The organism is Tardiphaga sp. 37S4 (assembly GCF_021044645.1).
Classification (GTDB): Bacteria; Pseudomonadota; Alphaproteobacteria; order Rhizobiales; family Xanthobacteraceae; genus Tardiphaga; species Tardiphaga robiniae.
In genome coordinates this window covers 3008369-3020942 of sequence record NZ_CP088008.1, presented here as the reverse complement: position 1 = coordinate 3020942, position 12574 = coordinate 3008369, and the positions used below count along the sequence as shown (strand labels likewise).

Sequence of the window (12574 nt, the reverse complement as noted above, 5' to 3'; positions counted from 1 at the left end):
TGGCGATTTTCGGTTGTAGATCGACCGGAAAGCACGGATTCCTAGGCTGCATGAACAAAACCTCGATCGATCGCTTGCGGGAGTATTTGGCGCAACTGCCCGAGCAGTCGCAGATGCTGCTGATGCGCGAATATGAGCGCGCGATCGAGCGCGGCGAAGACGTCGTGGTCGCCAATTTCGTGCTCGACCTGCTGCGCGGCGTGGTTCGTGGCCACGAGAATGCAGTGCGCCCGCGCGTCGAGGATCCGACCCGGCTCGTGTTCAAATCGCTCGAGCCGTTCCTTGTCGAAGGTGTGGGCAATGTCCGGCCCGGACAGATCCGGCGCGCCTCGCTGCTGCCGATCTGGCAGTGGCTCGAGCGCGACGCCGCAGACGCCGTGCGCGAGTTCGAGGCGGCCGTCACCGTATCGCCCGAGCCGGGCGCTTCGGACATCGAGCGCGCCATCAAGAAATTCCAGCAGGCGGCAGCAGCCGCCATTACCGCTGCCACATCGGGCAATCGCGGCGCGGCCCGCATCGGGCCGACCCATGCGGTCGAGGACCTGCCATCTATCGGCGCGGTGCTGAAGGCGCGCGAGCAACTCGACGGCTTTGCGGGCAAGCTGCCGAGCGTGCTGCGCAGCTTCGGCGATAGCCAGATCGCCTCGGTGAACAGCGCACTGAACGTGCCGACGCTGACCACGCCGCAGGTGCTGCCTTTCGCACTGTCGCTGGTGATGCAGCGGCTGGCGGCGCCATGGCAGATCATTCGTCTGGCGGTAAAGATCGCGGCCTCGGACGATGAAATCCGCGTGGCCGCCACGCCCTATGGTGTCGCCGTGACCATGGCGCTGTCCGATCTCAATCGCGTCGCGGCCGAACTGCGCTCCGATATCAGGCGCGGCAAGTTCGACAGCGCCCCCGAACATCTCAAGGTCGCCCATGACGGCGTGCGCGGCCTGCGCACCGAACTCGACATGCGTAACGATTCCACTTGGGGCCGCCAGATGGCGGCGATCCGGGTGGAGATTTCCTCGACGCTGCAGTCGGAGATCGAGAGCGTGCCGGGCAGAGTGCGGCGTCTGCTGCGCCAGCGCCCTGACAAGGATATTGCCGCAACGGCGACGATCGATTTCGCCGAGGTCGAGGAGACCGTGGCGCTGATCAATTTCGTTGCGGTGTGCCGGACCTATGCCAGCGAACTCGCGATCAACGAGGTGACGCTGCGGACCTATTCCGACCTGCAGCAATATGTCGAGAAGTCCACGGAGTCGCTGGTGCAGTCGCTGCGCGCCGGCGATACCCGCGTCCGTAGCTACCGGCAGATGCAGGCCAAGGCCGCGATCCGCTTCTGCCAGGTGTTGTTCGGCCAGGAATACGCCTCGCTGATGAGCCGCGCCGCCGAACAGGCCATGGTCGTGGTCGAGCGCAAGCCGAAGCGGGCCGGCTAGGCCAGGCGATGCGAAATGGCTCGTCGGCGATGTGACATCCGCATCGCCTCATCCCGAGATCAGAGCGCCAATTGAATGCGATTGGCTTCGTTGCCGTTCTGTGCGGCCGCAACGGCACAGCAGATCAGGACTTCATCGTCGGCCACCGCAGCGGCTGGTTCTTTGACGTAGGTCACCGCTCCCGCCAGAAGCTTCGTTCGGCAGGTGCCGCAATGCCCTTCCCGACAACTGAAATCGGGGCTCAGGCCTCGGGATTCGGCGAGGTCGAGCAGCGTGCCGGATTCAGGCGTCCAGCGCGCTTCCTTCAATGACTCTGTGAACACGACATGCACCGATGCCGACGACGGTGGCTGGCGCGCCGGCGCTGTCGCCGGGCTGTCGACGGTTCGCACCAGTGACGCGGGGCCGAATGCTTCGGCGTGGATACGGTTGTCAGCGATGTTCAGTGCACGAAGACCGTCATAGATCGACTGCATGAATCCGGAAGGGCCGCAGAGATAGTAATCGTAGTCGCCAACCGGCATGAACCGTGACAGCAGGGCCATGTCGATACGCCCCGCAGCGTCGTAGTCGGGACCTTCTTCGGCATCCGTGATGTCGCCGAGAACTCGGATGACCCGGACTGCGTCTCCAGCGGAGGCCGCAAGTTCATCCAATTCGTTGCCGAAGGGGCGCTCGTTCTTCGAACGGGCTGCCTGAAAAAGCACGGTGGGTCGAATCTTGAGCGTCCGCAGCCCCTCGTAAATCACATGCCGCAGCATCGCGAGCATCGGCGTGATTCCGATGCCGCCCGCCAGCAGCACCGCTGGCCGCGCCTCAGCGGCATCGATTGTGAATTCACCGGCGGGCGCCCTTGCTTCGATCACGTCGCCAATATTGATGCCGTCGTGTAGCCGCTGCGACACCAGTCCGTCGCGTTTGACGCTGATGCGATAGACGTGATCCGAAGGCGCGACCGACAGCGTATAGGTTCGGATGGCGGTCTTCTCCGCTCCGTCAATGGGTAGTCTGATCGGGAGATACTGCCCGGCACGATGAGGGAGGAGGCCGGCGCCGTCAGTCGGCTCCAGATGGAACGACCGGACCGTTGCGCTCTCATCGACGATGTTGATGACCTTGAACGGCCGCCATTTGGTCGCAAGTTCTGCAGCCCGCAGACGACCGGCTGCCTGCTCCCAACTGCCTGTCATGAGCGTGCTCGGAGCCCATCCGTCCGGCCGGAACGCCCAGCGCAGGGGCAGGGCACCGCGCCGAAGAACGACACGCCGCGCGTTGAATTGCCAGAGGCGCTCGGCGCCCTGAAAAGCGGCGATCTCCGGGGAGTCCAGGATGACCCGGGCGTCGCCGGTCATTTGCAGCACGTCGCCGGTCTCGAAATCGACAAACAAGAGTCCAGCTTTGCCGTTGATGAGGATGTTGCCCAGCGTGGCGAAGAACAGATTGCCCGCGAAATCCGGGATTGTGAGCGTGCCATCGTCGGCAACACGAACGAAACCGGGATTGCCGCCGCGGCTCGAGACGTCGACCTGTCGACGGGATTCTCGCTCGACATAGGACGCGACAAAGAACATGTCGGCGGCTTCGATCATGCGGCGTGCCGTTGCGTCGATTTCGGCTTTCTCTTCGATGTCGCCCGTAAACTGATCGCGTGGGTCGCGGGCAAATTCATAGTCGCGGAGCTGGATATAGCGTGGACAGTTGCCGAAGCTTTGATCGACGTCGAAGTGGATCGCGTTATTGTCCGATGGTCCAATGATGCCGTTGACCCGATTTCGCCGGCGCGTGTGAAGTTCGATGCCGAGCAGGCCGATTGCATCGCCCTCGTGCATCCCTTCGCTGGCGGGATCGCTTGGCTCCCTGACGACATCGATATCGAGCGATTGCGCTGTTGGCGATGAGATGAAGCCGGGCTTGCCGGTGACAAATGTGGCCCATGCGTCACCTGCGCCGTCGACGCTGCCGAGGGCGATGAAGGGGATCTGGGCGTAGAAATCCCGGTGTTGCGTCGGCATGTAGTCGCGCACGATGCGCCTGCCGAGCTCATCCATGTGAGTCGAAACGCCGACCTTTTCCTGAATCGCCTTCTCGCCGGCGTGCCAGATGTCCAGTTTTGATAGCGACATAGTATCGGTCATCGGTCCGCTCTCGTTGGCGGTGTCGGGCGTATGCCTGGATACGCCCGACACACGCAGTTAAGCCGCAGCGGCGAGGCCGACGGGGGTCTTGGCGAAAGGCACGAAGCCGGGCAGCGCTTCGATGCGGCGCAAGAAGGCGGTCACCTTGGGATAGCCGGACAGATCGACATTTCCTTCCGGCGCGCTTGCGATGTAGCTGTAGAGCGCCACATCCGCGATGGTCGGACCATTGCCGACAAGCCAGTCGCGATCGGCGAGATGCGCTTCGACCAGTGCCAACAAGGCGTGCGCGCGCTCGATGACTTCCTCTGGATTGAAGTTCCTGCCGAAAACGGTGATCAGCCGTGCAGCGGCAGGACCATAGGCCAGTTGGCCGGCAGCGACAGACAGCCAGCGCTGGATGGCCGCGCTTCCCTTCGCGTCATCGGGCAGCCACTCGGCTCGGCCGGATGTCTTGGCGAGATAAACGAGTATGGCGTTCGAGTCGGAGACAATGGTGCCACTGTCATCGAGGACCGGCACCTGACCGAACGGATTGAGCGCAAGGAAATCCGGCGTCTTGTGTGCGCCCGACTTCAGGTCAACCTCGATGAGTTCGTGGGGCAGGCCAAGGAGCGAAGCGAACAGATGCGCGCGATGAGAGTGGCCGGACAGTGGATGATGATAAAGCTTCATGATCTTGATCCTGAATTCGTGGTCGGGTTCATTCCCGTTCAGCGAATGCAAGTTGGTTCATGATCCGGCGCGCGAGAATGCACGCTCTGTGCACTTCATCATTGCGCCGGATGAAATAACCGCGGCCTTTGTCGGCGCGCGACAGGCCCGATAGCGGTTTCATCAATCGCGTCGATGGGTCTTCCCGGAGGGCATCCACGTCGCGGAGGGGGCGTTACTCGGAAAGCGGGCTCGCAGCCGCCGCAATCCTTGATCCAGAACAAGCGGCTGGACGTCGCGATGGCATAAAAGTCAATTGCGCGGCGTCGGCGGCCATGGTGTAACCCGGCAAAGACGTCGTTTAGATCGACTCAAGACTACGCCGGAACCCATTGATGGCCTTATGGTTTGTGTTCGCCTTGATGACCGCCGCAGCGACTTTCGCCGTGTTGTGGCCGCTTGGCCGGACCCGCTCCGATGCCGGGGGTACCGAGGCCACTGTCTATCGGGATCAGCTCGCTGAAATCACCCGCGATACCGCCGCCGGCCTGATCGGGCCGACCGAGGCGGAAGCGGCACGTGTCGAGATCAGCCGTCGTCTGCTGGCAGCGGTCGACGCGGAGGGCGCGGCGTCTGTGGGCAGCAGTCCCGGCTTTCGCCGCGCGGTGGCGCTGGTGGCGCTGATCGGCCTGCCGCTGCTGGCCATCGGCTTCTATCTGCCGCTCGGCTCGCCTGCTATGCCAGACTTTCCGCTCGCCGCGCGCAACCAGTCGCCCAGTCCCACCCAGCCGCTGGACAATCTCGTCGCTCAGGTCGAGCAGCATCTCGAGAAGAACCCGACCGATGGCCGTGGCTGGACCGTGCTTGCGCCGGTGCTGGCGAAGATCGGCCGCACCGACGATGCGGTGCGCGCGTTCCGCAATGCGATCACCTATGCCGGCGATACGGCCGCGCGGCGCGCCGATCTCGGCGAGGCCATGGCGATGGCCGCCAATGGCGTGATCACCGCGGATGCCAAGACCGAATTCGAACGCGCTGTCGCGCTCGATGCCGGTGAGGTCAAGGCCCGCTACTTCCTGGGCCTCGCGGCCGAGCAGGACGGGCGTGGCAGCGACGCGGCGGTGATCTGGCGCGACATGCTGGCAAAGGGACCTGCGGATGCGCCGTGGCGTCCGGTGGTCACGGCGGCCCTGGCGCGCGTCGGCGGCAGCGCTCCGAAATCAGGCCCGAACCTGCCGGCACTGTCGGAAGACACGATCGCGTCGGTACAGGGCATGAATGCAGGCGACCGCAATGCGATGATCCATGGCATGGTCGACCGGCTTGCCGCGCGGCTGAAGCAGGATGGCAGCGATGTCGAGGGATGGTTGCGGCTGGTGCGTGCCTATATGGTGCTCGGTGAGCGCGACAAGGCAAAGAGCGCGCTGGCGGATGCACGGGAGGCGGTCGGCACCGATGCCGAGCGGCTGCGCAAGCTGAACGATGGCCTGAAGGACTCCGGGCTGGATGGGTGACTTCCAATGACGCGCAAGCAGCGACGATTGACGATGATAGGTGGAGCGCTGGTGGTGCTCGCCATCGCGGCCGGACTTGTGCTCAACGCGATGCGCGACTCCATCGTGTTCTTCTCGACGCCGCAGATGGTTGCCGAAAAGCAGATCCCCGTTGGCAAGCGCTTTCGTCTCGGCGGCATGGTCGAGCAGGGCTCGCTGGTGCGTGGCGACAATCTCGCCGTGAGCTTCAAGGTCTCCGATGGTGGCGCAACCTTGCCGGTGAACTACAAGGGCATCCTGCCCGATCTGTTCCGCGAGGGGCAGGGCGTTGTCGCCGAAGGCGCGATGGATGCGTCGGGCGTGTTCAAGGCCGATACGGTCCTGGCGAAGCATGACGAGAACTACATGCCGAAGGAAGTCGCTGACGCGCTCAAGAAACAGGGGCGCTGGCAGGAAGGCGAGGGCGGCAAGCCGGTGATGTCGCAGGGCGCCGCCAAGCCCGTGGTGACCCCTGCAAAACAGAGTGTTTTGCAGTGATTGCCGAAGCCGGACATTACGCACTGGTGCTGGCGCTCGCGCTGGCGCTGATCCAGTCGACGGTGCCGATCATCGGTGCGCGGCTGCGCGATCCCGCGCTGATGAATGTCGCGCGCTCCACGGCACTGGCGCAGCTGCTGTTCGCGGGGCTGTCGTTTCTCGCGCTGACGACGCTCTATGTCACGTCGGATTTCTCGGTCGCCAACGTGTTCGAGAATTCGCATTCCGCAAAACCGCTGCTCTACAAGATCACCGGCGTGTGGGGAAACCACGAAGGCTCGATGCTATTGTGGGTGTCGATCCTCGCACTGTTCGGCGGGCTCGTCGCCGCCTTCGGCAATAATCTGCCGCTGTCGCTGCGTGCGCATGTGCTGGCGGTGCAGGGCTGGATCGCTGCGGCGTTCTATCTGTTCATCCTGATGACCTCGAACCCGTTCCTGCGTCTGGCGCAGCCGCCGCTCGAGGGGCGCGATCTCAATCCGGTGCTGCAGGATATCGGCCTCGCGGTGCATCCGCCGATGCTCTATCTCGGCTATGTCGGCTTCTCCATCGCATTCTCCTTCGCCGTCGCCGCATTGATCGAAGGCCGCATCGATGCCGCCTGGGCGCGCTGGGTGCGGCCATGGACGCTGGTGGCGTGGATCTTTCTGACGCTCGGCATCGCGATGGGCTCGTACTGGGCTTATTACGAACTCGGCTGGGGTGGCTGGTGGTTCTGGGATCCCGTCGAGAACGCCTCGCTGATGCCATGGCTGTCCGGCACCGCGTTGCTGCACTCCGCGGTGGTGATGGAGAAACGCAACGCGCTGAAGGTCTGGACCATCTTGCTGGCGATCCTGACGTTCTCGCTGTCGCTGCTCGGCACATTCCTGGTGCGCTCCGGCGTCCTCACCTCGGTTCATGCCTTCGCGACCGACCCGACGCGCGGCGTGTTCATCCTGCTGATCCTGTGCGTGTTCATCGGCGGCAGCCTGACGCTCTATATGTGGCGTGCATCGTCGCTGAAGCAGGGCGGACTGTTCGCGCCGATCTCGCGCGAGGGCGCGCTGGTGCTGAACAACCTGTTCCTCACCACGGCCTGCGCCACGGTGTTCATCGGCACGCTGTATCCGCTGGCGCTGGAAATGCTGACCGGCGAGAAAATCTCTGTCGGCGCGCCGTTCTTCAACCTCACATTCGGCCCGCTGTTCGTGCCGTTGCTGCTGGCGATGCCGTTCGGGCCGCTGCTGGCGTGGAAGCGCGGCGATCTCAGAGGCGTCACGCAGCGGCTGATGGCGGCTGGCATTGCCGCGCTGCTGGCGGTGGCATTGGTCTGGGCATGGACGACCGGCGGCCCGGCGCTGGCGCCGCTGGCGATCGGGCTCGGCGTGTTCGTGATCGCCGGATCGATCGTCGATATCGCCGAACGCACCATGCTGTTTCGTTTACCGTTCGGTACGGCGTTCCGCCGTGCGCGCGGATTGCCGCGCGCGGCCTGGGGCACGGCCTTTGCTCATGCCGGCATCGGCGTCGCGCTGATCGGTATCGTCTGCGAGAGCACGTGGAATACCGAATATATCGGCACCATGCAGCCGAACGATGTGGCGAAGCTTGCCGGCTATGAGCTCACGCTCAAGGACGTGACGCAGCGGCAGGGGCCGAATTTCCGTGAGAGCATCGCACGCTTCAGGGTGACGCGCGGCGACGACGAGATCGGCGAGATGACGCCATCGAAGCGCAACTTCGCGGCGCGGCAGTCCTCCACCACGGAAGCCGCGTTGCTGTCGCGCGGCGCCAGCCAGCTCTATATCTCGCTCGGGGAGGAAGCCGCGGGTGGCGCTGTCGCCGTGCGGATGTATCACAAGCCGCTGGTGCTGATGATCTGGTGGGGGCCGGTGCTGATGGCTTTTGGCGGGCTGCTGTCACTGTCCGACCGGCGGCTACGCGTCGGCGCGCCGAAGCCGGCCAAGGCATCGCGCGCACTGCAGCCGGCGGAGTGATGGCGTGACACGCATTGTCGCAAGCCTCATCGCCGTCATGTTCCTGCTCGCTGCGCCGCTCGCGCATGCGGTGCAGCCCGACGAGATCATGAAGGACCCGGCCCAGGAAGGCCGCGCGCGCAACCTGTCGAAGGAGCTGCGCTGCATGGTCTGTCAGAACCAGTCCATCGACGATTCCGATGCACCGCTGGCGCGCGACCTGCGCCTCTTGGTGCGCGAGCGTATCGCTACTGGCGAAAGCGACAAGCAGGTGCTGGATTTCCTTGTGGCGCGCTATGGCGAATTCGTGCTGCTGAAGCCGCGGCTCAACCTGCACACGCTGCTGCTGTGGCTGCTGACGCCACTGGTGCTGATCGGTGGTGGCGTTGCGCTATGGTGGCACAACCGGCGGCGGGGCCGGGCTGCAGGCGATGATGATGCCGTGATGAAACTCACCGCCGAGGAAGAAGCGCGGATCGAGCGGCTGATTGCCAAGGAAACGGTGCAGGACAAGCCGGTTTAGTTCGCCGACCCCGGCCAGCAGCCGACTATTGAGAGCTCGCATCTAGATCACAAGGCAAAGTCCCGAGAACAGCAACAAGCCCAGGATAATTCGTTTGAAGGCTGCTTCGTTGACCCGTCCGAACAGGACGATGCCTAAAGCCGTTCCAGCAGCCAAGGCGGGTAGAGACATGCCAAAGTTGATCAAGACCTTTAACGAAAGGCTGTGGTGCGAAAGCATGAGAGCAAGGGCGAAAAGCTGCATCACCCCTATGTAGGGTTGAACCAGACCGCGCTGCTGATTTTTCGGGAGACCATGGATGTCGCACCAGATCGCAGGAAGTGCGCCGGGCATCGCAGTCAATCCGCCGACCAGTCCCCCACCAAACCCTACCAGCGCGTTTCTGCTCTGGCTCTCCATCTGACGCGAGCAGGCAGGTGTTGGCCGGAACAAGGCATATGTCGCGTAAAGCGATACGAGAGCTCCAAAACCCAGTCTGAAGGTTCCAGTACCCACATTCTGCAGGAGATAGATCGCGATCGGAATGCCTAGCAGTCCACCCGCGATGAAAACGAGGCTGGTTTTCCATTGCATGTTCTTGCGTAGCGCAAACAGAGTGGCCGCTTGTACAGTGATGCTGCAAGCCATCATCAATGGCACGGCTTCCATAGGCGGAAAAACGTGTAGCAGGACAGCACCGGCGACCGCCGAGAACGCAAACCCGGAAAGGCCGGAAACGAACGCGCCCGCAAAAACCGCCCCGCTTAGCGTCAAATAAGCCGCTATGTCTGACATGGCATCGCTTCCTTTGGAACGGTGATCGTCTTCAATAGCGGGACAGCGTGGGGCGTCCGAACTCACTCAAGCGATAACAACAAATCCATCTAGTCGCCGTGGATCGCCGTTGTTGCCGTTTCGATAGGTTGGATACTCGACACGTGGTTCAGCATGTATCCTCCGACAACGTGCAAAATGCCGAAGCCAGCCAGGACAGCGATTGCCCACGCTTTGAGAGGAGACGGAGGGGGCGTTGGTCGACGGATGTGGGAGCTCTTGGTAACTGCCATATCCAAATTTCCTTCTTGCATGCGTTCGGAAAATTCGACTGTCACTTTGAAAGCGCGCTCCTGCTTCCAACTGCCGAATTCAAGATCGGCTGCTGCTCAAGCGCGTCCAGTTGGGGTGAACGATATCGCTGGGTTCATATGCGAGCGATACGGCAGATGTCGTATTTCGTCGTCGGCAAGGAGGCTAATGTCGAAAGGCCCTGCGCCACCGCAGGTGGCGCCGCCGTTGGAGATCAGCGCGGAGACGCTATCTCGACCGTGGCCCGGTGATCGCCAATCCGGGGCAGCTACATATTCTAGCGACCGCTATCGATCGATTCCTTGCCGTCAACACAGGCTGCAACGATCGCTTCGTGCAATTCCTCGCCGGTGATCGGCTTGTGCAGAATACGATGACCGCTGGCGATGGCTTCCTTGATCCGCGACGGCGAGGTATCGCCGGTCACGATGACGGCAGGGACCGAGCGGCCGATATGGGCGCAAAGGGCCCCGATTGCGTCCAGGCCCGTAGCCTCATCTCTGAGGCGGTAGTCGGCAATGATCAGATCGACCGGTGCATCGCCGGCCTCGATCGCCTCTGCATGAATCTGTTGCACCTCGGCGGCAGATCGGCCGGCATAGACGCGATGCCCCTGCAGGGAGAGCAACTGTACCATGATGTCGAGAACATTCCTCTCGTCTTCCACGACCATGATGCCGACGGCGATGCCGGCTGGTGATGCCTTGTTGTCGGGCAAAGGCGTTTCCACCGCACTGGCTATCGGAACCGTAACGGAAAACATCGAGCCGCGCCCGGTGACGGAGACCAGCTTTAGCGGATGTTGCAGCAGTACGGCGGTGCGGCGAACGATGGCGAGGCCAAGGCCGAGGCCGAGCGCGCGATCCCTCGCCGGGTTCTGCAATTGCACGAATTCCTCGAACACCATTGCTTGCTGATCTGCGGGGATGCCGGGGCCGGTATCCCATATCTGGATTTCCACCGAAGCGTCGCGCCTACGGCAGCCGAGCAGAACGCCGCCGGATCTCGTGTATCGAAAAGCGTTCGACAGCAGATTGTCCAAAACCCGTTTCAGCATCATGGGATCGCTGTCCACCAGCAGACGGCTTTCAACAACACGCCAATCAAGGCCGCGATCCTTCGCCACGGGCGCGAATTCGTTGCCGAGTTGATTGAAAAGTTGGGACAAATTCACCGTCTCCTTCGCAACAGTGACGACGCCGGCATCGAGCCGGGAGATGTCGAGCAGTCCATTCAGGAGGGCGCTGAGATTGCCGACAATGGATTTTGCCTTGCCGGCCAGATCGCGAGCATCGCCCGATGCGACAGCGCCGCGGTGACCCAGCGCCGCGAGCGTGGCGATCAGTAGACTCAAGGCATGGATCGGCTGGCGCAGGTCATGACTGGCGGCCGCAAGGAAACGCGTCTTCGCATGATCGGCCGCTTGCGCGCGGTCGCGTTCTTCCTGCAGGTGGCTCACCAGTTCGACATTTTCCAGACGCAACCTGATGGTCTCACGCAGCATGTGGTACGTTGTGCGGCAGTAATAGAGATTGATGGCCACAAGCCCCGCAAGCAGGGAGAGATATGCGCCGGAGATATCACCTCCATTGGTAATCGAGCGTACCGTGATCGGAAGCACCGTTGCGACGATCGAGCCGACGAGAGCAGGCGGAAAGGCCGAGAGCGACGGAACGGTGCCGCAGATCAGACCGGTCAAGACGATGACCGTGAATGAAAAAGGAATGGGCGCCTCAGGAAGGAACCCAACCCAGCCGAGCATTCCCCACAGCAGGCCTGACACGCAGGAAAACGCAGCCGCAAGCCAGGCCCATCGCAACGCGGACGTCGGCTCTCTATCTCGGCTGAAGAACCGGCGCGCCGCCAGAACGCGTATGGCAGTGAGCAGATACAACGCGCCGAGCCATCCGATCAACCAGCTCGCCGATACAACGCTCCTCAGTACGTATGCTGCCGCCAGGGAGATCAGGATGTTGGCGACCACCACTCCGTAGGAATTGCGATACAAAAGCTCGACGAGCGCCTCGCGTATCTTGTCTTCTTGCATCGAAACCTCTTCGCGCGCCGGTAGGTGCGGCGGCTTCGTTCGCGAGTTGCGCTAGCCCGCTGGAAGGCCGAGACGAATTGCGTAGGCTGTCAATTCAGCACCGCTGTGCAGATCAAGCTTCCGCATCAGATTCTCGCGATGTTTCCGGGCGGTCAGCGGGCTAATGCCGAGCCGGCTGGCGATGTCGCGGCTGGTGGCGCCGTGAGGGATCATCCCCAGGATTTGCCGCTCGCGCCGTGTAAGCGTGACCGGAGATATGATCGCAGCCGTGGGCTCCGGGGAGACGTTCGGGCCGTCATGCTGGTCCACCGCAAAACGAACCTCCTCCGCCACATAGGCGTTGCCTTTTCTGATGGCATCGATTGCAGCGATGAGCTCGGATGGATCGCCGCTCTTGGTCAAATAGCCATTCGCGCCTGCAGAAAAAGCTGCCCGAACGGAACGTGGCTCAACATTGGCGGTGACGACAAGAACTCGCAGCTCCGGCCATTCGGTTCTCAGGTTAGCTATGAACTGAAACCCGTTCACACCCGGCATGCCGAGATCGAGTATGAGAAGATCGGCGGAGCTTTCGTTCAGCAGCCGGTGAACGGCTTCACCATCCGCGGCTTCTCCACTGACTGTTAGCTCGTCGACGGTCGATAGAAGCTGTTTCAGACCTTGCCGAATGAAGGCATGATCGTCGGCAATGATCGTCCTCACCAGTCCGCTCATGTATCGCCCCGCTACAAC

10 protein-coding genes are annotated in these 12574 nt (G+C 62.5%); 5 read left to right on the top strand and 5 right to left on the bottom strand.

Features of this window, described 5'->3' with window-relative positions; translation table 11 throughout:
- The first annotated feature begins 50 nt into the window (after nt 1–50).
- Complete coding sequence (locus LPB73_RS14675; RefSeq protein ID WP_231080991.1) at nt 51–1430, top strand: hypothetical protein; 1380 nt, start codon at nt 51–53, stop codon at nt 1428–1430.
- 59 nt (nt 1431–1489) lie between these two features.
- Here LPB73_RS14675 and LPB73_RS14670 read toward each other — a convergent pair whose 3' ends face one another.
- Entirely contained in the window at nt 1490–3565 is a 2076-nt protein-coding gene (locus LPB73_RS14670) for a pyridoxamine 5'-phosphate oxidase family protein (protein WP_231080990.1), read from the bottom strand.
- A 57-nt stretch (nt 3566–3622) separates the two neighbouring features.
- Complete coding sequence (locus tag LPB73_RS14665; RefSeq protein ID WP_231080989.1) at nt 3623–4240, bottom strand: glutathione S-transferase family protein; 618 nt, start codon at nt 4238–4240, stop codon at nt 3623–3625.
- 374 nt (nt 4241–4614) lie between these two features.
- On the opposite strand from LPB73_RS14665, the gene ccmI reads away from it, so the two are divergent.
- The 4 genes from ccmI to LPB73_RS14645 are packed head-to-tail and all read left to right on the top strand — an operon-like array spanning nt 4615 to nt 8730.
- The gene (gene ccmI, locus LPB73_RS14660; RefSeq protein ID WP_231080988.1) at nt 4615–5733 is read left to right on the top strand and encodes a c-type cytochrome biogenesis protein CcmI; all 1119 of its coding nucleotides are present in this window, start codon (nt 4615–4617) and stop codon (nt 5731–5733) included.
- Nucleotides 5734–5739: 6 nt separating this feature from the next.
- On the top strand, nt 5740–6249 hold the full coding sequence (ccmE, locus tag LPB73_RS14655; RefSeq protein WP_231080987.1) for a cytochrome c maturation protein CcmE: 510 nt from the start codon (nt 5740–5742) through the stop codon (nt 6247–6249).
- Nucleotides 6246–8228, top strand: coding sequence for a heme lyase CcmF/NrfE family subunit (locus LPB73_RS14650; RefSeq protein WP_231080986.1), 1983 nt, complete (start codon nt 6246–6248; stop codon nt 8226–8228). Before ccmE ends, LPB73_RS14650 begins: the two co-directional genes overlap by 4 nt.
- 4 nt (nt 8229–8232) lie before the next feature.
- Complete coding sequence (locus tag LPB73_RS14645) at nt 8233–8730, top strand: cytochrome c-type biogenesis protein (RefSeq protein ID WP_231080985.1); 498 nt, start codon at nt 8233–8235, stop codon at nt 8728–8730.
- 42 nt (nt 8731–8772) lie between these two features.
- Here LPB73_RS14645 and LPB73_RS14640 read toward each other — a convergent pair whose 3' ends face one another.
- The 3 genes from LPB73_RS14640 to LPB73_RS14630 form a co-directional block, all read right to left on the bottom strand.
- Nucleotides 8773–9504: a sulfite exporter TauE/SafE family protein gene (locus LPB73_RS14640; RefSeq protein WP_120290905.1), complete on the bottom strand. Its 732-nt coding sequence runs from the start codon at nt 9502–9504 to the stop codon at nt 8773–8775.
- A 568-nt stretch (nt 9505–10072) separates the two neighbouring features.
- The gene (locus tag LPB73_RS14635) at nt 10073–11842 is read right to left on the bottom strand and encodes a hybrid sensor histidine kinase/response regulator (RefSeq protein WP_231080984.1); all 1770 of its coding nucleotides are present in this window, start codon (nt 11840–11842) and stop codon (nt 10073–10075) included.
- A 51-nt stretch (nt 11843–11893) separates the two neighbouring features.
- Nucleotides 11894–12556 carry a response regulator gene (locus LPB73_RS14630; protein WP_231081155.1) on the bottom strand — a complete coding sequence of 221 codons (663 nt, stop codon included), beginning with the start codon at nt 12554–12556 and terminating at the stop codon, nt 11894–11896.
- Nucleotides 12557–12574 lie beyond the last annotated feature (18 nt).